At 71.2% G+C, this 21,324-nt stretch carries 19 protein-coding genes and 1 pseudogene; 9 read left to right on the plus strand and 11 right to left on the minus strand.

Annotated elements, in window-relative coordinates; genetic code table 11:
• The first annotated feature begins 217 nt into the window (after nucleotides 1-217).
• Nucleotides 218-1,426 carry an acyltransferase family protein gene (locus tag ACIQFZ_RS25365; RefSeq protein WP_402692205.1) on the plus strand — a complete coding sequence of 403 codons (1,209 nt, stop codon included), beginning with the start codon at nucleotides 218-220 and terminating at the stop codon, nucleotides 1,424-1,426.
• Nucleotides 1,427-1,435: 9 nt separating this feature from the next.
• On the opposite strand, the gene ACIQFZ_RS25370 is transcribed toward ACIQFZ_RS25365, so the two are convergent.
• The 3 genes from ACIQFZ_RS25370 to ACIQFZ_RS25380 form a co-directional block, all read right to left on the minus strand.
• Nucleotides 1,436-1,804 (minus strand): metalloregulator ArsR/SmtB family transcription factor, encoded by a 369-nt coding sequence (locus ACIQFZ_RS25370; RefSeq protein WP_365424600.1) that lies wholly within the window; start codon nucleotides 1,802-1,804, stop codon nucleotides 1,436-1,438.
• A gap of 197 nt (nucleotides 1,805-2,001) precedes the next feature.
• Nucleotides 2,002-2,376, minus strand: a complete 375-nt coding sequence (locus tag ACIQFZ_RS25375) for a hypothetical protein (protein WP_376543365.1) — start codon at nucleotides 2,374-2,376, stop codon at nucleotides 2,002-2,004.
• 191 nt (nucleotides 2,377-2,567) lie between these two features.
• A complete protein-coding gene (locus tag ACIQFZ_RS25380; protein ID WP_402692206.1) occupies nucleotides 2,568-3,893 on the minus strand; it encodes a PP2C family protein-serine/threonine phosphatase in 1,326 nt (441 codons plus the stop codon).
• 448 nt (nucleotides 3,894-4,341) lie between these two features.
• Between ACIQFZ_RS25380 and ACIQFZ_RS25385 the strand changes: the two genes are divergently transcribed.
• From ACIQFZ_RS25385 to ACIQFZ_RS25395, 3 genes are all read left to right on the plus strand, one after another.
• Nucleotides 4,342-6,039: a cellulose binding domain-containing protein gene (locus ACIQFZ_RS25385; protein WP_402692207.1), complete on the plus strand. Its 1,698-nt coding sequence runs from the start codon at nucleotides 4,342-4,344 to the stop codon at nucleotides 6,037-6,039.
• A 97-nt stretch (nucleotides 6,040-6,136) separates the two neighbouring features.
• Nucleotides 6,137-6,742, plus strand: coding sequence for a hypothetical protein (locus tag ACIQFZ_RS25390; protein ID WP_402692208.1), 606 nt, complete (start codon nucleotides 6,137-6,139; stop codon nucleotides 6,740-6,742).
• Nucleotides 6,743-6,879: 137 nt separating this feature from the next.
• The gene (locus ACIQFZ_RS25395) at nucleotides 6,880-7,281 is read left to right on the plus strand and encodes a hypothetical protein (protein ID WP_365424609.1); all 402 of its coding nucleotides are present in this window, start codon (nucleotides 6,880-6,882) and stop codon (nucleotides 7,279-7,281) included.
• 76 nt (nucleotides 7,282-7,357) lie between these two features.
• On the opposite strand, the gene ACIQFZ_RS25400 is transcribed toward ACIQFZ_RS25395, so the two are convergent.
• The 6 genes from ACIQFZ_RS25400 to ACIQFZ_RS25425 all read right to left on the minus strand — a co-directional run bounded on the left by ACIQFZ_RS25400 (nucleotide 7,358) and on the right by ACIQFZ_RS25425 (nucleotide 15,714).
• Nucleotides 7,358-8,134, minus strand: coding sequence for an SAM-dependent methyltransferase (locus tag ACIQFZ_RS25400; protein WP_402692209.1), 777 nt, complete (start codon nucleotides 8,132-8,134; stop codon nucleotides 7,358-7,360).
• 99 nt (nucleotides 8,135-8,233) lie between these two features.
• Nucleotides 8,234-10,402 (minus strand): RNA polymerase recycling motor ATPase HelR, encoded by a 2,169-nt coding sequence (gene helR / locus ACIQFZ_RS25405; protein ID WP_402692210.1) that lies wholly within the window; start codon nucleotides 10,400-10,402, stop codon nucleotides 8,234-8,236.
• Between the two features lie 145 nt (nucleotides 10,403-10,547).
• Nucleotides 10,548-11,753: a glycosyltransferase gene (locus ACIQFZ_RS25410; protein ID WP_383059780.1), complete on the minus strand. Its 1,206-nt coding sequence runs from the start codon at nucleotides 11,751-11,753 to the stop codon at nucleotides 10,548-10,550.
• Between the two features lie 474 nt (nucleotides 11,754-12,227).
• Entirely contained in the window at nucleotides 12,228-14,129 is a 1,902-nt protein-coding gene (gene iolD / locus ACIQFZ_RS25415) for a 3D-(3,5/4)-trihydroxycyclohexane-1,2-dione acylhydrolase (decyclizing) (protein ID WP_402692211.1), read from the minus strand.
• Nucleotides 14,126-15,010: a 5-deoxy-glucuronate isomerase gene (gene iolB, locus ACIQFZ_RS25420; RefSeq protein ID WP_383059767.1), complete on the minus strand. Its 885-nt coding sequence runs from the start codon at nucleotides 15,008-15,010 to the stop codon at nucleotides 14,126-14,128. The genes iolD and iolB overlap by 4 nt, the downstream gene beginning before the upstream one ends.
• Entirely contained in the window at nucleotides 15,010-15,714 is a 705-nt protein-coding gene (locus ACIQFZ_RS25425) for an aldolase (RefSeq protein ID WP_383059769.1), read from the minus strand. Before ACIQFZ_RS25425 ends, iolB begins: the two co-directional genes overlap by 1 nt.
• 16 nt (nucleotides 15,715-15,730) lie before the next feature.
• On the opposite strand from ACIQFZ_RS25425, the gene ACIQFZ_RS25430 reads away from it, so the two are divergent.
• The gene (locus ACIQFZ_RS25430; protein WP_383059770.1) at nucleotides 15,731-16,333 is read left to right on the plus strand and encodes an ROK family protein; all 603 of its coding nucleotides are present in this window, start codon (nucleotides 15,731-15,733) and stop codon (nucleotides 16,331-16,333) included.
• A gap of 91 nt (nucleotides 16,334-16,424) precedes the next feature.
• Here ACIQFZ_RS25430 and ACIQFZ_RS25435 read toward each other — a convergent pair whose 3' ends face one another.
• The gene (locus ACIQFZ_RS25435; protein ID WP_365435027.1) at nucleotides 16,425-17,564 is read right to left on the minus strand and encodes a glycoside hydrolase family 19 protein; all 1,140 of its coding nucleotides are present in this window, start codon (nucleotides 17,562-17,564) and stop codon (nucleotides 16,425-16,427) included.
• A 383-nt stretch (nucleotides 17,565-17,947) separates the two neighbouring features.
• Here ACIQFZ_RS25435 and ACIQFZ_RS25440 point away from each other — a divergent pair.
• Nucleotides 17,948-18,351: pseudogene (locus ACIQFZ_RS25440) on the plus strand (DUF664 domain-containing protein).
• 8 nt (nucleotides 18,352-18,359) lie between these two features.
• Here ACIQFZ_RS25440 and ACIQFZ_RS25445 read toward each other — a convergent pair.
• Nucleotides 18,360-18,809: a hypothetical protein gene (locus ACIQFZ_RS25445; protein ID WP_402692212.1), complete on the minus strand. Its 450-nt coding sequence runs from the start codon at nucleotides 18,807-18,809 to the stop codon at nucleotides 18,360-18,362.
• 281 nt (nucleotides 18,810-19,090) lie between these two features.
• Between ACIQFZ_RS25445 and ACIQFZ_RS25450 the strand changes: the two genes are divergently transcribed.
• The 3 genes from ACIQFZ_RS25450 (at nucleotide 19,091) to ACIQFZ_RS25460 (ending at nucleotide 21,290) form a co-directional block, all read left to right on the plus strand.
• Nucleotides 19,091-19,438, plus strand: coding sequence for a DUF1330 domain-containing protein (locus ACIQFZ_RS25450; protein WP_376652586.1), 348 nt, complete (start codon nucleotides 19,091-19,093; stop codon nucleotides 19,436-19,438).
• A gap of 110 nt (nucleotides 19,439-19,548) precedes the next feature.
• On the plus strand, nucleotides 19,549-20,226 hold the full coding sequence (locus ACIQFZ_RS25455; RefSeq protein ID WP_402692237.1) for a FadR/GntR family transcriptional regulator: 678 nt from the start codon (nucleotides 19,549-19,551) through the stop codon (nucleotides 20,224-20,226).
• 11 nt (nucleotides 20,227-20,237) lie between these two features.
• Entirely contained in the window at nucleotides 20,238-21,290 is a 1,053-nt protein-coding gene (locus ACIQFZ_RS25460; protein WP_376652585.1) for an asparaginase, read from the plus strand.
• Nucleotides 21,291-21,324: the final 34 nt, after the last annotated feature.

A 21,324-nucleotide genomic window follows, 5' to 3' on the forward strand; every position in this document is an offset into this window, starting at 1 on the left:
CGGGGGAGGGGTCGCTCCTATGTGCGGTCCATGTCACCCCGGCGGCCTCGTATCCCATCGGGGACATCGGGTAGGGCCCCTCTGTGGGCCAAGGCGGTGCCAGCATTCGCCCCGCAGCGGAATGAGTACAAACTCGGCTAAATCGCCATCCGCCCGTCGGGCGTGTGATCCGGATTCCAGGGCCCTTTCGATAAAGGACGACTCTGGAACGGGAGATATGACCCACACGGATCGCAGGGCATCGGCCGGTGCAGCCACGCGACCGCGGAACGAGGGGGCGGTCACCGAGGAAGTGCTGGTGCCGCAGGCGCCCCCTGCGGCACGGGTGACCGTCGCCGGGAAGGGCACCGGAAGAGACCGGCTCGCCGCGCTGGACGGGCTGCGGTTCCTGGCGGCGCTGTCGGTGGTGCTCTTCCACTTCGTCGGCCAGACCCCGGGGGCGATGAAGGGCATCTGGGGGCGCCCCTATCAGAGCGTCTTCCCGGAGCTGCACGGCTATCTCGCCTTCGGGCGGCTCGGCGTCGACCTGTTCTTCCTGATCAGCGGCTTCGTCATCTGCATGAGTGCGTGGGGGCGCACACCGCGTGACTTCTTCATCTCACGCGTCACCCGCCTGTACCCGATGTACTGGATCGCGATCGCGGTGTCGGCATGCGTCATCTACTTCGCCGACACCCCCTTCGGACACCCGCACCCGCGCGTCCTGCTCGCCAACTTCACGATGCTGCAGACCCCGCTCGGCGTGTCCAACCTGGACCCGGTCTACTGGACCCTCTGGCCGGAGCTCTGCTTCTACCTCACGTTCGCGGTCGTGGTGTGGAAGGGTCTCACCTACCAGCGCGTGGTGATCTTCTGCGGGTTGTGGACGGTCGCCGCGGTACTCGCGCCCGCCGCCCACATCCCGCTGCTCACGCTCGTGGTGAACCCGACGTCGGCCCCGTACTTCATCGCAGGCATGGCCTTCTACCTCATGCACCGGTACCGGCCGACACCTCTGCTGTGGGGCATCGTCGCCATGTCGTGGCTGCTGGCGCTGCACTTCCTGCTGGCACCCACCGGTGGCCGCAACAACTGGGAGACCTGGTCGCCGTGGCGCGGCTGGCTGGTCCTGGCGGTCACGGTCTTCTTCCTGATGGTCGGCGCCATCGCGCTCGGCCGGACCCGCCGGCTTCGCTGGCGCGGGCTGACCGTCATGGGCACGATGACCTTCCCGCTGTACCTGTTGCACGACACGCTCGGAATGACCGTCGCGCACCACTTCGGCGACCGGATCGATCCCCTGCTCCTGGTCGGGGTCACGGTCGCCGCGCTGGTCGTGCTGTCCTATCTCGTGCACCGGTTCGTGGAGCGCCCGATGGTGCTGGCCATGCGGCGTTCGCTGAAGACCGCCGCGTTCGGCCCGGAGCCGCCGGCTCGGCGCCGTTGAGCGACTCGGCTACATCTGCTGTCCGCCCGGGGCGCCCGCGGTCGCGGCGCCCTCCGTCTGCCGGAGTTCGGCGAGCAGTTCGTTCTGACCGGCCAGGAGTTCGGTGAGGATGCGGCGGGCCGCGCGCAGCAGTTCGGCGACATCGCCGCCGGCGAGGGCGTAACGGACCGTGGATCCCTCCCGGATGGACACGACGATGCCCGAGCGTCGCAGCACGGCCAGTTGCTGCGAGAGGCTGGACGGCTCGATCTCGATGTCGGCGAGCAGATCACGTACGGGCACGGGACCGTGCTGGAGCAGCTCCAGGACCCGGATGCGCACGGGGTGTCCGAGCATGCGGAAGAACTCCGCCTTGGCCTGGTAGAGGGGGACTTGCATGAGTGCGTGCTCCCTGCCGCATCGGGGATGGTCCAAGACGCGGTGGCGCCCCGGAGGGCGCCACATGGAATGTGCCTTGCAGAGCAGATCCTTCTCGACCCGGACCGCGTGCCACCACGAGTTGGAATCATGCTGATGTGGTGACTTGAAGAAGTTTTCACATCATGGGCGCACGTCGGCCCGGGGTGCGGAAGGACCTAGACCTCGAGCTGTTCCTCGACACGCTTGAGCTGGTGGCGGGCCATCGCCAGATTCGAACGGGACTTGTCCAGGACCAGATAGAGGAACAGGCCGTTGCCGTTGCGTCCGGTGACCAGGCGGATCAGGTGGTACTGGTCGCCGAGCGTGATCAGCATGTCCTGGATCTGACTGTTCAGGCCCAACTGCTCCATGGTGCGCACCTTGGCGCGGATGACGTCCGTGTTCCCCGCCGCGGCGATGGTCAGATCCAGATCCTTGCCTCCGCCCAGCGTTCCCAGGGCCATTCCGCTGGTGTAGTCGACGACCGCCGCGCCCAGCGCCCCCTCGACCGCGGTCATCATTTCCTTCAGCGACACTTCCACACTCGCCACGGTGCCTCCCCTTGATCGTCGGCTGAGTCCGGACGGCCCGGGCCGACCGGTGATCGCACCGTAGGCGCGCGGCCCGGGAGTTGGAGTGGAGGTCTTCAGGACTGACGTCCATTGATCGAAGCGTGTCGTATGCGAACACTTTGACGACTGCAGCTGACCTTTCGCTTCTCTGTACCCACGCGTCCCGGGGGTCAGGGGACGCGCAGGGCCAGGATGGCGACGTCGTCGTGCTGGTCGTCACTCAACCGGGTGAGCAGTTCGTCGCGGAAGACCGTCAGCGGCTCCCGGGCCAGCGCGGCCGCGTGCTGGCGCAGCCGGGTGAGGCCGCGGCCGATGTCCTCACCGGGGCGTTCGATGAGGCCGTCGGTGTAGAAGAGCAGGGTGCCTCCGGGCGGCAGGGTGACCGCCGCGGTCTCGCGCTCGAGCGCGGGGTCGACTCCCAGCACGGGGGCGTGCCCTTCCTCCAGCAGGAGAGTGCGGCCGTCGGGCTGGGCGAGCAGCGGCGGAAGGTGGCCGGCGTTGCTCATGAACAGCTGCCACGGTCCGCCGGGAGGCGTCTCGATGCGGGCGATGACGGCCGTGACGAGTTCGATGCTGGTCAGGCCCTGCATGACCCGGTCCAGGCGGTTCATCACTCCGGCCGGGTCGTCCCCGCTGTCGTAGGCGAGCGCGCGCAGCATGTTGCGCAACTGGCCCATGCGGACGGCGGCCGCCAGGTCGTGGCCGACCACGTCCCCGATCGCGAGGATCACCGAGCCGTCGGGGAGCGGGAAGGCGTCGTACCAGTCGCCGCCGACCTCGGCCCGCTCGCGGGCGGCCACGTAGCGGGTGGCGAGTTGGAGGTGCCCGAGCCCGGTCAGATCGGGCAGGAGGGAGAGCTGGAGCTGCTCCGCGGTGTGCTGTTGCAGCGCGTACAGGCGCGCGTTGTCCAGCGCGAGGCCCGCGCGGTGTCCCAGGTCGGCGGCGAGCGCCTGCTCCTGTTCGTCGAAGGGGACGGCCGGGGCACGGCGGACGAAGGTGAGCGCCCCGAGGGCCTCCCGCCGTACGCCCATGGGCACGATCAACGCGGTCTCGGCGCCCAGCATGCGGTAAAGGGTCCACTGCGCGGCGTGCAGGGAGTCGCCCGGACCGGGCATGTCGAAGTCGGTGACCACCATGGGGCCCGCGCCGCGCAGCACCTTCGCCAGAGCGGCAGCCGAGTCGTCCGGCCCGGGCAGGAACCCGCCGGGCAGTACCCGCAGCACCCGCTCCGCGTCCCGGTCCGTGACGGTGAGACGGCGCAGCCCGTTTCCCTCGACCATGTCGACGACGCAGGCGTCGGCCAGATGCGGAACCACCACCCGGGCCAGGCGGCGCAGTGACTCCTCCGCGTCCAGGCCCGAGGCGAGTGCGCGGCTCGCCTCGGCCAGCAGACGCAGACGGGCCGCAGCGACCTCCGGCGTGGATCCCGCCTTCGGTTCCGTCGACGGTGAGGGCTTCCGCTTCATCACGTTCCTTCCCCATGCGCCTGTCGTCATACTCTGTCATCCTTCGCCGGAGGTGCTGCGCCGTCCGGTGCGGTGAAGGTGCGTGAGCGGTTCGCCGCAGATGTACGGTGGAGGTCGTCGAAACTTTCGCCGTGCTCTACGAAACGGCTGGAACTTCCCGTTGCGTGGAGCCGCAGGCGCCGACCGGTCTTGTCGGTTTCCCCTTATCCGCCCGCTTTGCTGGGCCGGTCGAGCGCCGACGGCAGTGCCGGAATGGCCAAACTGAGGCGGTTCAGTTCCCGGGTGTTGTCATGCCCCGACCTCGTTCCTAGGCTTGGGAGCGCTCCCAGCCCTGGTCGTGGTACCTCGCGATCCACGCAACTTTCGAAGCGGGTAACCCCAGGTTTCTGCCGGTCGCCGTCCTCGCGGCGGCACCCCGTCATGCCGGCCGGGCAGGGTCCGTCCCCGTCGATCGCGCATCTTCCTCCGGAGGTCCCCAATGCGCTTCCATCGGTATCGATATCGGCCCCGGGTGTGGGCGGCCGCGGCCCTGGTGGCCGCCGCGAGCCTGATCACGCCCTCGCTCACCGCGCAGGCGGGTGCCGCCGACGGACAGGTCGTCGCCGCCCAGGTGCTGGTGCCCCGACAGGCGACGTCCGCCCCGTCGCGAACGTTGCCTGCCGCGGCACTGGCCGTCGGCGAGGACGACGGCGCGGACTGCGCAGTGCCCAACCCGGGCTCTCCCGCGGCCAGTTCCATGCTCCCGGATCCCTTCAAGAGGCTGAACGGCACGCGCATCTCGGCCAAATCCGACTGGCGGTGCCGCCGGGCGGAGATCAGAGATCTGGCGCAGAGATCCGTCTACGGCCAGAAGCCCGCGAGACCCGCCAGTGTCACGGGCACGGTGTCGGCAAGCAGCATCACCGTGAACGTGTCGGACCAGGGCAGGAGCGCGAGCTTCTCGGCGAGCGTGAGCCTGCCGAGTGGTTCGGGACCCTTCCCGGCCGTCATCGTGCTGGGCGGGCTCGGCGCGGACACGGCCACCATCAAGGCCTCCGGTGTCGCCGTCATCAACTACGACCCCTACTCGGTGGGGAAGGAGGGCACCGCGCGGAACAACAAGCAGGGGGCCTTCTACAGCGTGTACGGCTCGTCCAGCAGCACAGGCCTGCTGATGGCCTGGTCCTGGGGCGTGAGCCGCATCATCGACGTCATCGAGCAGTCGGGCGGCAGCATCCTCAAGGCGAGCGCGACCGGCGTCACGGGATGCTCGCGGTTCGGCAAGGGCGCCATCGTGGCCGGCGCGTTCGACCAGCGCGTCGCTCTGACCATGCCGATCGAGTCCGGGAGCGGTGGCGTTCCCATCCTCCGCGGTATTCCGGGGGAGAGCGGCGCCCAGCCGCTGAGCAGCGCCTACTCGGAACAGCCCTGGCTGGGCGACGCGTTCGGCTCCTACACGGGCAACCCGAACTCCCTGCCGGTGGACACCCACGAGATCCTGGGCATGGTCGCGCCGCGCGGGCTGTTCGTCATGGAGAACCCGTACGTCGACTGGCTGGCCGCCAGGTCGGGCAGTGTGGCGGCGCTGGGCGCGGCCGAGGTCTACAAGGCGCTCGGCGCGGGGAGTAACATCAGCTACTGGTCCGACGTCCCGGACGGGACCCACTGTGCCGTCAGGTCCGAGTGGAAGACGCCGCTGCAGCAGAGCATCCAGAAGTTCCTGCTGGGCACGGGCAGCGGCTCCGGCGTGTTCAGGATCGCCCCCGGCAAGTCCGGCAACCTGTCCACGTGGCGGGACTGGCAGACACCGACCCTGACCGACGGCGGAGGCGGTGACCCGGGCGGCGGTCCGGGAGGCGACCCGGGCGGTGACCCGGGTGGCGGTGGCACCAACGGCACCTGCACCGCCGGCTACCGCAACGTCAACAGTTGGCCTGGTGGCTTCCAGGGTGAGATGACGATCCGTAACAACGGCACCAGCACGCTCAACGGCTGGACTGTCGGCATGACCTTGGGCTCCGGTCAGTCCATCAGCAGCCTCTGGGACGGAGTGAACACCGGGACCAGCGGATCCGTCACGGTGCGGAACAGCCCGTACAACGGCACCCTCGCGGCCAACGGCACGGCCACCTTCGGCTTCACCGCCACCGGCAACTCCACCCCGGCACCCGGGAACATCACCTGCAAGAGCCCCTGAATCCCGCTGCGTTGTGATTCAGGAGTACCACCGGGTCAGCCGGTACCTGGACGGCACCGGCTGACCCGATCCAAATCCCTCCGCGAGGGTGCCCATCGTGACAAGCCGGGAGGGCATTACGGTGACGCTGACCGGCACCAACCTGTCAGGCTGCGGAGCCGCGACCAGGTCCGCCGAATTGGGGACCTATTCCAGCGGGGCGCGGATCAGCGTCTGGTGCCAGGCGCTGGGCGAGAGCGTCGACGGAAACCCGGAGTGGTACCGGCTCGCGAACCGCTCGGGCTGGGTGGCTGCCCGCTACGTCAGGGTCTCGAGCGCCGTCCCGTCGTGCGGGCAGTCCGGACCTCAAGGTCCACAGGGCGCGACGGGCTCGATGGGGGCGACCGGGGCGAAGGGCGACAAGGGTGACACCGGTGCTACCGGACCGCAGGGTGTGCAGGGATCCTCGGGTGTCGCCGACATCACTACGGTCGTCGGAGACGACGTGACGCTGACACCGGGGCAGACGCGCGCCTTGGTCGCTGTGTGCCCGGCGGGACAGCATGCGGTCAGCGGGGGCTGGGTCGGGGGCGACGAGGTCATCCCCGTGAACAGCTACCGGAGCGCGAGCAAGAAGCCCGATGACAGCTGGACCGTGAACTTCCACAACACCTCCGCCACCCAGGACTGCGACGTCACTCCCCTTGTCCATTGCGCACCGTGATCACTCGGTTCGGGACTGTGAAGTGAGCGGGTGCGGGGGCTGCTATGGCGGACGGCGCGCGAGGATGGAAGGGAGGACGGATGAAAGAGATGCATCCAGACACATCCATACCGGCTCACAGAAGAGGAGGAGCGGGGATGGTTACGGCAGCCGAGACCGTGCTCGAGCCCACCGAGCGTGTCCGGGCCCAGAAGAAGATGTCGGACGCTGGACTGACCACGCTCGAGCCCGCGGCACGCGTGCGGGCCCAGAAGGGGCAGTACGGGACTCAGAGGACGCGAGTGTTCACTGAGCGTACGCATGCCCGGAACGGGACCGGTGAGGCTCACCCCGACGGGGGTGTCCACCTGCGCGCTCGCATGTTCCGCGCCCCGGTTCCGATCCCGTACCTCAGCCTGGAGAACGTGCCCACCCGGGACCTGGTCTTCTACGGGGGCCTGGGAGCCCTCGCTGTCGCGGGGGCCCTTGAGTGGCCGGTCGCCCTGGCCGTCGGGGGAGCCACCTGGCTCGTTCGCAGCAGGCGGAAGGAAGGGCGCTGAAACGCGGTAGAGCCAGTGGGGAGCGGTGCCCGGCAGCGCGAGGCTGTCGGGCGCTCCCAGTGGCGCCGCCGGATCTTCAGTCCACGGGAACGAGGGTCAGGTACGCCATGCCCAGGACGCCGCGATAACCCCGGAGCCACATATCGCGGTGGCGGTCGACGCGGTCGCGGGTCTCCTTCGCCAGGGGATGATCGGGGTGGGTGGCGAGCCATTCCTCGACGTCGGACTGGTAGGCGGACTCGAATTCCTCCCATTCGTCGTCGCTCGCGGTCTCGATCCACGCCGGACGGAACCTCGCGGCGACGGCGCGGTCGACGAGGTCGGCGAGGTGGTGGAACTCGGAGGCGGACGCGTCAGGCCACATGGCCGCCAACTCGCCCGGAGCGGGCGGACGTTGCCAGAACCCCTCACCGAGCAGGACACGGCCGCCCGGGGTGACCAGACGCCGAAGGGCGTGCAGGGCGGCAGTGGTGTGCTCGGGGGGTCGGGCCTCGCTGAGGGCGTGACTGGCGCCGAGGCAGAGTACGAGGTCCGCGGGGCCTCGGGAGGTGTCGACGGCGGACTCCTGGACGAAGCGGGCGCGCTCGGCCAGCCCGCGGCTCTCGGCGTTGGCGCGCCCGCGGGCGAGGTCCTCCTCAACGAGGTCGACACCGACTCCGGTCGCGCCGGGCAGCGCCTCGAGGATGCGGAGCATGAACTCGCCCCAGCCGCAGCCGATGTCGAGCACGGTGGTAGGGGTTGCCGGCCCGGCTGGGGAGGTGAGCCGCCGGACCATCCTGGCGGCCCGGTCCTCGGAGAGCGGTCCGTGGAAGGTGAGTCGGGTCAGCCGCGGCGGGGCAGTGATGTCATCCATGATCCTGAACGGTAGGGAGGACATGGCGGTCGGCGACACCTGTTTTTTCCTGCGGCGGTGCCGAGGTGGGTGGTCGCCGGCCGCCTCGCCCGGCCGACGTCACGGGCTCGTGAGGATGACGAGTCGCTGGGTCGCCCTGGTCATGGCGACATAGCGGTCGATCGCCCCTTCGGCGCCCTCGCCGAACGTCTCCGGGTCGACGAGGACGACCAGGTCGAATTCGAGTCCCTTGGACAGCTCCGGGGTGAGCGACCGGACGCGAGCCGTGCTCGGGAACGTCGGATCGCCGATGACGCAGGCGATCCCGTCGGCATGTGCGGCGAGCCAGGTGTCGAGGATCGAGTGCAGGTCCGCGGTGGAGCCGTGCACGACGGGGGCGCCGCTGCTGCGGACGGAGGTCGGCACGTTGGCGTCCGGGAGTACGGCCCGGATGACCGGCTCGGCTTCCGCCATGATCTCTTCCGGCGTCCGGTAGTTGATGCTCAGGGACGCCAGGTCGATCCGGTCGAGCCCGATCCGTTCGAGCCGCTCCCGCCACGACTCCGTGAACCCGCGCCTGGCCTGGGCACGGTCCCCGACGATGGTGAAGCTCCGGGACGGGCACCGCAGCAGCAGCATCTGCCACTCCGCGTCGGTCAGTTCCTGAGCCTCGTCGACGACGATGTGCGCGAACGGGCCGGCGAGCTGGTCCGGGTCGGCGGTGGACAGTTCGGACTCGTCGACCAGGCTGACCTCGGCGTCCTCACCGCGCAGCATCCTCACCAGGCCCTCGCCGTCGTCCCCGTCGGCCCCGGAGTCGGCCGCGGCGGCGATCAGGTTGTCGACGACCTGCGCCATGCGCTCGCGCTGGGCGGCGATGACGGCCTCGTGCCGGGCCTTGCGCCGTGACGTCTCCGGGTCGCCGAGGCGCTGCCGCGCCGCGTCCAGCAGCGGCAGGTCGGACACCGTCCAGGCCTGGGCGTCCGGGCGCTGGAGTCTTTCGACGTCGCCGGGGCCGAGCCGGGGAGCGCACATCCGCAGATAGGCGGGCACGGACCACAGGTCCCCGACGAGGTCGGTCGCTTCGAGCAGCGGCCAGGCGCGGTTGAAGGTCGTTCGCAGTTCCCTGTTCTGCCGCAGCGATCTGCGCAGCAGGTCGTCGGGGGCTTCGCCGTCGTGCTTGTCCACCAGGATGGTGACAAGTTCCTCCCAGACCTGGTCGCGTGCCTCGTTGTGCGGGGTACCGGGTTCCGCCGCTTCGAACGCGGCGGCCCAGTCGTCGGCGGTCAGCCGGATGTCGGACCAGTGGGTGGAGACCGTCATCCCCTTGGCGGGCGGCTCCTCGTAGAACCTGACGGCCGGCTCGATCGCCTTCACCAGATCCGCGGACGACTTCAGACGGGCCACGTCCGGATCGGACTCGACCGCCGCCGTGGCCCCTTCGGCGACGAGGTCGCGCAGGGTGCAGGTCTGTACGCCCTCCTCGCCGAGGCTGGGGAGGACGTCGGCGACGTAGCCGAGGTAGGGCTGGTGCGGGCCGACGAACAACAGGCCGCCGCGGCGGTGACCGAGGCGGGGGTCGGAGTAGAGGAGGTAGGCGGCGCGGTGCAGGGCGACGACGGTCTTCCCGGTGCCCGGACCGCCGTCGACGACGAGAGCGCCGCGGGAGCCCGCGCGGATGATGGCGTCCTGGTCGGCCTGGATGGTGCCGAGCACGTCGCGCATCCGAGGCGAACGGCTGCTGCCCAGGCTGGCGATGAACGCGGACTGGTCGTCGAGCGCGGCGTGCCCGGCGAAGTCGCCCGCGGTGAACACCTCGTCCCAGTAGTCGCTGATCCGGCCGCGGGTCCAGCGGTACCTGCGGCGGCTCGTCAGACCCATCGGGTTGGCGTGGGTGGCTCCGAAGAACGGCTCAGCCGCGGGGGAGCGCCAGTCGAGCAGCAGCCGGCGACCGGTGCTGTCCGTGAGGCCGAGCCGGCCGACGTACACGGGCTCGGAGTGGTCCGCGCCGACCATGCGGCCGAGGCACAGGTCCAGGCCGAAGCGGCGCAGTGTGCGCAGGCGTGCGGTCAGCCGGTGGATCTGCAGGTCCCGGTCCAACGCCTGCCGGCCCATGCCGCCGGGCGCCCTGCGTTCGGCGGCGAGGCGGTCGGACACCTCGGCGATCGACTGCTCGAGGCACGCCGCGATGGCCGCGAAGTGCTGCTCGTCGTCGGCGATCAGCGTCGGGTCGGCCTTGGAGGAGAGACGGTCGGGAAGGTCGAAAGCGCTGGTGGTGAGGGGGTTCATGGTCTTCGGTTCCGATCTGGGGTCGCTTGCGACCGTTGCGTGCGGCAAGGTGTACGGCCCGGCGTGACGTCGGGTGGTCGGGTGGTCGTGTTCCGGGCCCCGGCTCGGTGATCCCGCGTGGCTCAGGCGGGCACCGGCAGGCTTTTCAGCTCATCGCGTCGAGCAGCAGCTTCGCGGCCACCGCCGCTCCGTCGGTGCGGATCATGTCGGCCACGGTGGTCGCTCGTGTGCGGGTGCCGGGGGCCAGGGCCGTCCCGAGCGCGGCCGACAGGGACTCGAAGGTGGGCGTCGGACCGTCGTGTGCCGCGCCGATGCCGAGGTCCGCGACCCGGCCGGCCCAGTACGGCTGGTCCGCCGCCTGGGGCACCACGACCTGAGGCGCGCCGGCCCGGGTGGCCGTCGTCGTGGTGCCCGCGCCGCCGTGGTGCACGACCGCGGCCACCCGGCCGAACAGCGCCTGCTGGTTGACCTCGCCGACGACGCAGCACTCGTCACGGTCGTCGACCAGGGCCAGATCGGCCCAGCCACGGGCCACGACCGCGCGGCGGCCCTGCGCTCGGATCGCGTCTACGGCCGCCCGGGCGACGTCCGTCGAGGTACGCATGGGCATGCTGCCGAAGCCCACGTACACCGGTGGCGCCCCGGCGTCCAGGAACGCCGTCAACTCCGCCGGGAGCGGGCGCACGTCGGGCAGGATCCACGCGCCGGTCTGGACGACGTCGAGGTCCGGCGTCCGTTGCCACGGGTCCAGGGCCGAGTCCGTCGCCAGCCACGGCCGGTCGCCGATGACGTAGCCGCGGACGTCGTCCACGGGTGGCAGGCCGATCGACGCGCGGTTCGTGTTGAGGGCGTCACCGAACAGCGTGTTGATGCTCTGGGCGTCCAGGTCCCACAGCTCCCGGTTGCCGGTCACGCCCGGAGGGAACGGACGGCCCGGATACGCCAGCGGCGCGCGGTGCGGCGACGGCAGGGTGAGCTGCTGGAAGGTCACGGACACGGAGCGGATGCCCAGCTTCTCGGCCACCGACAGCGCGCCGGCCGCGGCCGGCATCATGCCGGTCGCCACCAGCGCGTCGCAGCCCTCGGCCGCCGCGGTGACCGCGTCGAGCTGGCCGGCGATGAGCTCGGCCGCGCGCTGGGGCAGCGACGACGGCGACGGTGCCGCGGTCGTCAGCGCGCGCGCCGACCGACCGACCGGCACCAGCGGCACGCCGACGCCGGCCAACCGCTGCGCGAAGTCCTCGTCCGGCGGCGCACACACCCGCACCTCCGCACCGAGTTCCCGCAACCGCACCGCGAGTGCCACCAGCGGTTCGACGTCCCCACGCGATCCATACGTCGACAACACCACACGCACTTCGCGACACCCACCCTCGTTTTCTGGCTTCGGCCGGCGATTCTGCGGCACGACGGGGGCCTTGCCGCAAGCCCCCCAGTGCGCTATAAGTTGAGAGTGGAAAGGAGCGGGTGACCTCCTTTCCCTTTCTTTTTGTCCGTGCGATACCGACGGATGATGCCGGTTTTGCGCATATTGCGGACAGGGATGTCGACCCGTCCGTCGGCGCGACCCCGTCCGCGTCGAATTTCCGGGAGCAGGTCGGCCGGATTCCTTGCACGCGCTTCCCGAAGGCGGCCGGAACGCGCTCAACCGCAAAGCAGTTGGAGAGGGCCGGAGACCGGACCGAGGGACGTGCTGGATGCGGGGGAGTGGCGTCTTTGGCAGATCCCCGGTGTGATCAGTGACAACCAAAGGACCAGTGCCGTGACGGCCTACAGGCCCGCGTCCCTCTGAGGGAGTCTCAGGGGACGCGGGCCGGGTGCCGGGTCAGGCCGGAGGTGGGGTGAGCAGCGGACGCTGGGCCTTCTTCTGCTGCTCGTAGGCGGCGCGGGCCGCGGTGGTCGACGGCAGCGCGGAGACTTCGGCGACCGGGACGTCCCACCAGGCGTCCGAGTCGGGCGCCGGCACCAGGGGGTCGGTCTCCACATGGACGACGGTGGTGCGCTCGGCGGCCAGCGCGGTGGCGAGCGCCTCGCGGAAGCCGTCCAGGCCCTGGGCGCGGATGACGTCCGCGCCCAGGCTCGCCGCGTTGGCGGCCAGGTCGACCGGCAGGGTGTCGCCGTCCAGGTGCCCGGTGGCCGGGTCGCGGTAGCGGTAGCGGGTGCCGAACCGGTCGGCGCCGACGGACTCCGACAGCGCGCCGATCGAGGCGTAGCCGTGGTTCTGCACCAGCACCACGACCAGCTTGAGGCGCTCGGCCACGGCCGTGGCGATCTCCTGAGCCATCATCAGGTACGAGCCGTCGCCGACCAGCACCACGACCTCGCGGTCGGGCGCGGCCATCTTCACACCCAGCCCTCCCGCGATCTCGTAGCCCATGCAGGAGTAGCCGTACTCGACGTGGTAGCCCAGCGGATCGCCGGGGCGCCACAGCTTGTGCAGATCGCCCGGCATCGAACCGGCGGCGCACACCACCACGTCGCGCTCGTCCATGGCATCCCGCAGCGCGCCGATGATCTCGCTCTGGGCGGGCAGCGGCCGGTGTCCGGCGGTGAAGGCGGCGTCCGCCACCGCGTCCCAGCCGCGGACCAGTCCGGCCGCGCGCTCACGCCACTCCGGGGCCGCGGACCAGCCGGACAGTGCGGCGCCCAGGGACTGGATGCCGGCGCGGGCGTCCGCGACCAGCGATACCCCGGCCTGCTTGGCGGCGTCGAACGAGGCAATGTTGAGGTTGACGAAGGCCACCCGCGGGTCGGCGAACAGGGTGCGCGAGGCGGTGGTGAAGTCCTGCCAACGGGTGCCGATGCCGATCACCACATCGGCGTCGCGGGCCAGGGCGTTGGCGGCGGCGCTGCCGGTGTGGCCGATGGCGCCGACCGCCGCCGGATGACCGTGCGGCAGCGCGGCCTTCCCGGCCTGGGTGACCGCCACGGGAACGCCGGTGGCGGCGGCGAACTCCGCGAGCGCGGCGGTGGCGTCGGAGTGGATCACTCCGCCGCCGGCCACGATCAGCGGGCGCCGTGCGCCCAGCAGCAGCCGTACGGCGGCGGCCAGTGACGCCTCGTCAGGTGCCGGGCGGCGGACGTGCCACACCCGGCGGGCGAAGAACTCCTCGGGGAAGTCCCAGGCCTCCGCCTGCACGTCCTGCGGCAGGCACAGGGTGACGGCGCCGGTCTCGGCCGGGTCGGTGAGCACCCGCATCGCCTGCACGGCCGAGGAGAGCAGTTGCTCCGGCCGCCAGATCCGGTCGAAGAACCGGGAGACGGGGCGGAAGGTGTCGTTGACGGTGATGTCGGCAGCGTACGGCTGCTCCAGCTCCTGAAGCAGCGGTGAGGCGGCGCGCGAGGCGAAGGTGTCGCCGGGCAGCAGCAGCACCGGCAGCCGGTTGACGGTGGCCAGCGCCGCCCCGGTGACCATGTTGGTGGAGCCGGGCCCCACCGAGGCGGTGCAGGCCAGCGTGGAGAGCCTGCGCCGGGTACGGGCGTAGGCCACCGCGGCGTGCACCATGGCCTGCTCGTTGCGGGCCTGGTAGTAGGTCAGGTCGTCGGGGCGTTCCAGCAGCGCCTGGCCGAGACCGGCGATGTTGCCGTGGCCGAAGATGCCGAAGCAGCCCTCGATCAGCCGCTGTTCGACGCCGTCCCGCTCGGTGTACTGCTGGGCGAGGAACGCCACCAGCGCCTGGGCGGTGGTCAGTCGGCGCACCTGCCCGAGAGACGTGGACGTGGTCATCGCGGGCCTCCCGCGTCGCAGATCGGCACGCGCGGGTCGGCGGCCTGGCCGTCCCAGGAGGCGCGCACCCAGTGGTGGGCCGGGTCGTCGCAGCACGCCATGGTGCGCTGCGGGTCCGGCCCGGCGAGCACATTGAGGTAGTAGAGGGGATGTCCCGGAGCGGCCATCGAGGGGCCGTGGTAGCCCCGGGGGACGAGCACCACGTCGCCCTGCCGGACCTCCGCCAGCACGTCCACCCCGTCGACCCCTGCCGCGGCGGGCTCGTACACCCGCTGGTAGCCGAATCCGTTCGGGCCGGGACCGCCGATCTCGAAGTAGTAGATCTCCTCCAGCACCGCCTCTCCCGGGCGCCGCTCGTCGTGCTTGTGGGGCGGATAGGACGACCAGTTCCCGCCGGGGGTGAGCACCTCGACGGCGACCAGGCGGTCGCAGGGGAAGCCTTCGGGGGAGGCGAAGTTGTTCACCTGCCGGGTGGCGGGGCCGGCGCCGCGGATCTCGACCGGCACGGCCTCGGCGGGACCGTAGGCGGGCGCCAGCCGGCGCTCGCAGCGGGCCGCTGGGAGCGCGAACCGCCCGCCGCCCGCCGAGTGGACGGTGAGCCGGGCGTCGCGCGGCGCGTAGGCGAAGTCGGTGACCCGGCTGAAGACGTCGGGGCGGCCGTCGAGGTCGAAGGAGGTGCCGTTGATCTCCACGCGGCAGCCGCCGGACAGCGGCAGCACGATCATCTCGCTGTCACCGGTGTCCAGCGTCCGCGAGGCACCCGGTGCGAGATCCAGGACGCGCAGCGAGCTGTAGGCCCACCCCGCGTCCTCAGGGGTGAAGGTGAGGCGGAATCCGTCCGCCGCGGCGGTGCCGTCGGGCAGGTGCAGCCGACGGGACATCAGGACTCCCGGCCGAGCAGCGAGACGGCGGTGTCCACGGCGCCGGCCACATCGCCGTCGGCGGGGAAGAGCATCGTACGGCCGATGATCAGCCCTCGGACGTGTTCGATGTCCAGCGCGCGCTGCCAGGACGCGTACATGGCGTCGGGGTCGCCGCCGCCCTCGCCACCGAGCAGCAGGGTGGGCATGGTGGTGGAGGCCATCATCCGCTCCATGTCGGGGACGACCGGGACCTTCAGCCAGGTGTAGGCGGAGGTGCGGCCGAGCGCGGAGGCGATGTTGTTCACCCAGATCTGCGCGTCGGCCTCCAGGATGTTGCGCACCTTGCCGCCCTCGCGCACGGACTTGAAGGGTTCGATCAGGGCGAGCAGCCGGCGCTCCGCCAGTTCGTTCACGGCGGTGGCGGTACCACTGAGGGTTTCCGCGGTCCCCGGGTCGGCGGGGTCGACACGCAGCAGCACCTTGCCGCCGTCCAGCCCCGACTCCTCGATGCCTCGGGCGTCGTAGCAGGTGAAGCGGTCGTCGAGTTCGAACGAGGCGCCGGGGATGCCGCCCCGGTTCATCGAGCCGAGCACCAGCTTGCCGTCAAGGGCGCCGAGCAGCGTCAGGTCCTCGACCAGGTCCGGGGTGCCGAGGAAGCCGTCCACGCCGGGGCGGGAGAGCGCCTCGACGCAGCGGGCCAGCAGCTCGTGCCGGTCGCCCATGGCGGTGGGGTTGCCGGTGGCCGTCGGTTCCGACGTGCGCTGCGGGGCCCTCGGCGAGGCACGGCACGGCGTCGGCCGCGGCCTTCCCGACTTCTTCTACGTCTCCCTGGGCACCGGACTGTCCTCCACCCTCGTTCTCGACGGGCGGCCCGTCGCCGGACGGCGCGGGGAGGCCATCGCCCTGGGGGAGTGGGAGGTCCCGGCCTCCGTGGACCCGGACTGGCGCGGAAACCTCGAGCAGTACTGCTCCGGCCGCGGCATCGGCGCACGCCGCACCGCCTGCGGCGGCTCGCCCGTACCGGGCGCCCGGGAGGTCACCGCCCTGGCCCGGTCCGGCGATCCCGCGGCGGCCCGTGTCCTGACGACCGCCGGACAGGCGCTGGGCACGGTGCTCGGCCAGCTCGTCCGCGTCCTCGACCCCTCGGCGATCGTGCTCGGCGGCGGGCTCGGCACCGGCGACGGGCCGCTGCACGCCGCCCTGCGCGAGGCCTACGCCCACACCACCCGCACGCGCCCCGCGCCGCCGCCCGTCCACCGGGCCGCCCTCGGCCCGGACACCGGCCTCATCGGCGCCGCGGCACTCCCGGCGCTCAGGGGGCTCACGGCGTCGCTTTCCTGACGCCGCGTACCGGCTTCCGAGCCGGCAACAGGCGGGGCGTGGACCGGTACTCCATCGGTCCACGCCCCGCCTGCCGGAGGAAGGGAACTGCTCAGCAGTACAGGTTGTTACCGGGGCTGACGCCGAGGATGGAGGCGAAGCGCTGGTAGGCGTCCACGCGGCTCTGCACCTGGGCGGGATTCCTGCCGTCGCATTCCAGGGAGCCGTTGATCGAGCGGATGGTCTGCCCGAAGCCGGCGCCGTTGACCATGGCGGCGTGCGGGGTCATGGTGCCGGGACCCGACTGCGTGTTCCAGTACCACAGGCCGGTCTTCCAGGCCACGGACGCGTCGTTCTGCACCAGCCAGGGGTTGTTGAGCAGGTCGATGCCGAGCGCGTCGCCGGCTGCCTTGTAGTTGAAGTTCCAGCTGAGCTGGATCGGCCCGCGGCCGTAGTAGGCCGCCTGCCCGGCGGGGCAGCCGTACGGCTGGTTCCAGTCGCAGTAGTGGGGGTAGTTGGCGGTGTTCTGCTCCACGACGTAGACCAGGCCGCCCGTCTCGTGATTGACGTTGGCCAGGAACGCGGCCGCCTCCTGCTTCTTGGTCGTGTCGCTGCCCGTACCGGCGAAGCCGGGGTAGGCGCTGAGCGCGGCGGTGAGGCCGCTGTACGTGTAGAAGGAGTTCCGGTTCGGGAACATCTGGTTGAACTGGGCTTCGGAGACGACGAAGCCGGACGGGTTGCCGCCGCCGCTCGCGGGAGCGTTCCACTTCTGGTTGGCGCCTCCGGTGCAGGTCCAGATCTGCAGACGGGTGCCGTTGGCGCTGTTGTTGTCCCGGACGTCGAGGCACTTGTTCGCGGCCGGGTTGACGATGTCGCGAGCGCCGGTGACGACCCACTGCTGGTTCGCTCCGCCGGAACAGTCCCACAGCTGGACGGCGGCGCCGTTGGCCGTGCTGCGGTCGACGACGTCGAGGCACTTGCCGAGCGCCCGCAGGGTTCCGTCGCCGGAGTTGGACCACTTCTGGGCGTTCGTGCCGTTGCAGTCGTAGAGCTGGACGGCCGTGCCGTTGGCGTTGCTCGCGGCGGCGACGTCGACGCACTTGCCCGCGAGGCCGCTGATCTGGCCATCCGCCGCCCAAGCGGGCGAGACGGCGAACAGAGCGGAGAGGGCGAGAGCGAGCACCGCGCTGACCGTGAGCCTGGCCAGAGGTGAGCGTCTGCGAAGGCTGGTACCGGGGTGGGGGGTCGACATGAGGAGTGCTCCTCCTGAGGAAGAGGTGATGGAGTGACGACGTGGCCGCCGGGCTCCGGTGGGGCTCGGGGCGGCCGCGAGGGTGGGGGACGAGTGCGAGCCGGCGAAGAGCGTCGTGGCGCCACGAGGACTCGACCCGGCGCTGTGGGAGGGGCCTGACGGCCTGGAATCTAAAGGTCTAAACCAATGCGGTCAAGAGCTGTACATGACATGGCCGATAATCGAGGGGGCGGGTACGCCTGCTGCGCTTCCACCTTGGACTCGGAGGTTCGTCAACCACCTGAACTCCTGCACGAGGGCCCCGTAACAATGACAAACCCAGCCCCGATGGCGAGTTGGCGAAGTTGCTGGACTACCTGACGGACTGTCGGCTGGCCCTGCGGATGAAGTGCGAGGGGCTGAACCCGGAGCAACTGGTACGCCGGTCGGTGCCGTCGTCGACCATGTCCTTGCTGGGACTGGTCCGCCACCTTGCCGAGGTGGAGCGGGACTGGCGCAACTGGATCGTGCCGGGGACCCGGCGCCGAAGCTGTACGGAGCGGATGACGGCCACTTCGAGGGGGCCGTCGGGGAACAGGGCCCGGGGGACGGCGCGTTCACCGATCTGGCCCGCGAACAGGCGGCGACCGACGCGGTGTTGACCGAGTACGCCGATCTGGGTGCGCGGGTGGGCCGCGACCGCAACTCGGTCCGGGAGCTGTGGGTCCACCGGATCGAGGAGTACGCCCGCCACTGCGGGCACGCCGATCTGCTGCGCGAGCGCATCGACGGCCGGGTGGGGCAGTAGCGCGCGACTTACGTGGCGTCAGCCGGGGCAACAGCGCGGTCCGCGCGGCGCAGTTCCCCGGCTGTCAGCGCGGCATAGGCACCGCCGAGGCAGAGCAGGCCCGGGATGGCGAGCATGGTGCGCTGATCGCTCTCCAGCACGTCCTCGTAGCGGTGCCGGGAGATCTCGACCCTGCCGCGCGCATGGGGGGTCGTGTCGAGGGCGACGTATCGGCCATCCCTTATCTCGGCCGACTGAAGGTTGGTCTCCTGCTGCGTGCTGAACACCAGCAGTGCCGCACCTCCCACGGCCAACGCCCCAAGCGCCATCTGCACTGTGCCCGGCAGGCACCGGAAGGCCAGCCACACCACGTCCTTGGCCGCACGCGTCAGGGCCAGTCGCACCAGAGCGGAGACACAGGTCGAGAAGGCGGATGCGAAGATCGCGGCCTCCCACCAACTCGCGCCCGACAGCGGCAAGGTCCCGGGCAGCCAAGTGAGCGCGGCCAGCGAGAGGAGTGCGGCGCCCAGCCCAGCCGCAACACCACCATGCAGCTTGAAAGTCCACCCTATGCTTCACAGCGTGTCACAGAGGTGAGGCGCTTCATGGCTCGCGCCCGGGAGGGGTGCACGAGCCGGCGGTGGCGGCCTCGTCCCTCCCCGTGCGCGCGGAGGGTGCTTACCTGCCAGGTCATCGCCGCCAGCGCGCCCACCTGCCAGGATCGCCGGTGTCACAGAGCCCGACCGGCCGGAAGGACGACATGCCCGCCTACGCCATAGCTCACTTGCAGGAGGCCGCTCCGCACCCGGAGATCGCCGAGTACATCGAGCGCATCTCCGCCACCTTCGAGCCGTACGGTGGCCGTTTCCTCGTGCACGCCGCGCGGCACGAGGTGAAGGAGGGCAGCTGGCCCGGACATGTCGTGGTGATCTCCTTCCCCGGGATTGCCGAGGCGCGGGCCTGGTGGGACTCACCCGCGTACCAGGAGATCGCACCGCTGCGCTCGCGGCACATCGAAGGCGACATCATCCTGGTCCCGGGCGTCCCCGAGGACTACGACCCGACCGGCGCCGCGAAGGCGATGCGGGAGGCGCTGCCCGCCGGGTAGCTCTCGGATTCGGGCACGCCTTGACAGTCCGGCCCCGTCACCCGCAGGATCACCCCGTGAACCTGTCAGACAGCCAGACAGGTGGTTCGGGACCGCGGCGCGTCAGCGCCATGGAAGCGGTGCTCGGCCACCTTCGCGGCGCCATCGAGCGCGGTGACTACGCCATCGGCGACAAGCTCCCCTCGGAAGCGGAGCTGTGCCGCACCCTGGAGATCAGCCGGCCCGTGCTGCGGGAGGCCCTGCGGGCCCTGCAGACGATGGGGCTCACGGTCTCCAGGACCGGCAAGGGCACCTTCGTCGTCGCCGCCGCCGTCGAGGACCCCACCTTCGGCGACTACACGGCCAGCGACCTCCTGGAGGTGCGCCGCCACGTCGAGATCCCGGTCGCCGGGTACGCGGCGCGGCGCCGCACCGCGGAGAACCTCGACCACCTGGCCCACCTCCTGGACCGGATGGAGCAGGAGACGGACACCACCGCGTGGGTCGCGATGGACACCGTCTTCCACCTGGCCGTGGCCGAAGCCGCCCAGAACCCGGTCTTCCGCCGGGTGATCGAGGAGATCCGGGACGCGCTGGCCCGCCAGTCCGCCTTCCTCAACGAACTCGGCGGCCGGCGCGAGCAGTCCAACCGCGAGCACCGGGCGATCGTCGAGGCGCTCATCGACGGCTCCGAGCACGACGCGGTGCAGGCCATGACCCACCACCTCGACCGCGTCGAGACGACCCTCACCGACATCATGCGCCCGAGCCGCACGGACGCCCCCACGGAAGACGGACCCGAGGCATGAACCAGGCAGTGATGTACGGAACTTCGGTGGCCGAGGCTCCTGTGGTCCGGGAGCCCCTGCACGCCCCCGTCGCCCACCTCGTCCGCGGCGGGGTCGTCGAGGGCATCCACTACGGCTCGGTCGTCGTCCTCGGCGCCGACGGAGCCGTGGAACTGCAACTCGGAGACATCGAGGCCGCCTTCTACCCGCGCTCGGCGCTCAAGCCGGTGCAGGCGGTGGCCATGCTCCGCGCCGGGCTGCCGCTCGACGGGGAGCTGCTGTCGCTGACCGCGGCCAGCCACTCCGGGGAGGAGCGGCACCTGGCCGGCACCCGGCGCATCCTGGAGCTGGCCCGAGTCACCGAGGACGACCTGCGCAACGTCCCCGACCTGCCGTACGACCCGGTCGTCCGCGACGCCTGGGTGCGCGAGGGGCGCCTGCCGTCCCGGCTCGCGCAGAACTGCTCCGGCAAGCACGCGGCCATGCTCTACACCTGTCGGCTCAACGGCTGGCCGCTGGAGGACTACCTCGACCCGGGCCACCCGTTGCAGCGGGCCGTCGCCGAGGCCGTCGAGGACCTCACCGGGCAGGCGATCGCCCGCGTGACCGTCGACGGCTGCGGAGCGCCCCTGTTCGCCGTCTCGCTGCACGGGCTCGCTCGCGCCGCGGCCCGGATCACCACCGCGCCGGCCGGCACCCCCGAGGCGCGGGTGGCGGACGCCATGCGCGAGCACGCCGAGACGGCCTCCGGCTCCGGGCGCGACGTCGCGGCGCTGATGCGCGCCGTGCCCGGGCTGCTCGCCAAGGACGGCTTCGAGGGCGTCCAGGTCGCCGCGCTGCCGGACGGCCGGGCCGTCGCGGTGAAGATCGCCGACGGAGCGAACCGGGCGCGTGTCCCGGTCGCCGCCGCGGCCCTCGCGCGGGCCGGGGTCGACCCGGCCGCGCTCGCCGAGTTCGCCGGGGAGCCCCTGCTCGGCGGCGGCCGACCGGTCGGCAGCGTCCGGCCCGCCCGCGCGCTCGATCCCGCCCCGGGCTCCGGGCTCCACTCGGGCGGGGGCAGCCCCCACGCCCAGACGCCCGCCTGACCGCACCGTCCACCTCCGAAAGAGGACCCGCACA

It is taken from the genome of Streptomyces sp. NPDC093064 (genome assembly GCF_044754605.1).
GTDB lineage: Bacteria > Actinomycetota > Actinomycetes > Streptomycetales > Streptomycetaceae > Streptomyces.

Bases quoted from the DNA above. Each gene is read 5' to 3' on its own strand.
- ACIQFZ_RS25425 (WP_383059769.1), bottom strand. From the start codon at position 15,714: ATGGGCGACCGGCACGAGCTGCTGGCCCGCTGCGTCGAGGCGCTCTCC.
- ACIQFZ_RS25435 (WP_365435027.1), bottom strand. From the start codon at position 17,564: ATGTCGACCCCCCACCCCGGTACCAGCCTTCGCAGACGCTCACCTCTG.
- ACIQFZ_RS25450 (WP_376652586.1), top strand. From the start codon at position 19,091: ATGCCCGCCTACGCCATAGCTCACTTGCAGGAGGCCGCTCCGCACCCG.
- helR (WP_402692210.1), bottom strand. From the start codon at position 10,402: ATGAACCCCCTCACCACCAGCGCTTTCGACCTTCCCGACCGTCTCTCC.
- ACIQFZ_RS25370 (WP_365424600.1), bottom strand. From the start codon at position 1,804: ATGCAAGTCCCCCTCTACCAGGCCAAGGCGGAGTTCTTCCGCATGCTC.
- ACIQFZ_RS25385 (WP_402692207.1), top strand. From the start codon at position 4,342: ATGCGCTTCCATCGGTATCGATATCGGCCCCGGGTGTGGGCGGCCGCG.
- ACIQFZ_RS25380 (WP_402692206.1), bottom strand. From the start codon at position 3,893: ATGACGACAGGCGCATGGGGAAGGAACGTGATGAAGCGGAAGCCCTCA.
- ACIQFZ_RS25395 (WP_365424609.1), top strand. From the start codon at position 6,880: ATGGTTACGGCAGCCGAGACCGTGCTCGAGCCCACCGAGCGTGTCCGG.
- ACIQFZ_RS25460 (WP_376652585.1), top strand. From the start codon at position 20,238: ATGTACGGAACTTCGGTGGCCGAGGCTCCTGTGGTCCGGGAGCCCCTG.
- ACIQFZ_RS25400 (WP_402692209.1), bottom strand. From the start codon at position 8,134: ATGGATGACATCACTGCCCCGCCGCGGCTGACCCGACTCACCTTCCAC.
- ACIQFZ_RS25365 (WP_402692205.1), top strand. From the start codon at position 218: ATGACCCACACGGATCGCAGGGCATCGGCCGGTGCAGCCACGCGACCG.
- iolB (WP_383059767.1), bottom strand. From the start codon at position 15,010: ATGTCCCGTCGGCTGCACCTGCCCGACGGCACCGCCGCGGCGGACGGA.
- ACIQFZ_RS25455 (WP_402692237.1), top strand. From the start codon at position 19,549: ATGGAAGCGGTGCTCGGCCACCTTCGCGGCGCCATCGAGCGCGGTGAC.
- iolD (WP_402692211.1), bottom strand. From the start codon at position 14,129: ATGACCACGTCCACGTCTCTCGGGCAGGTGCGCCGACTGACCACCGCC.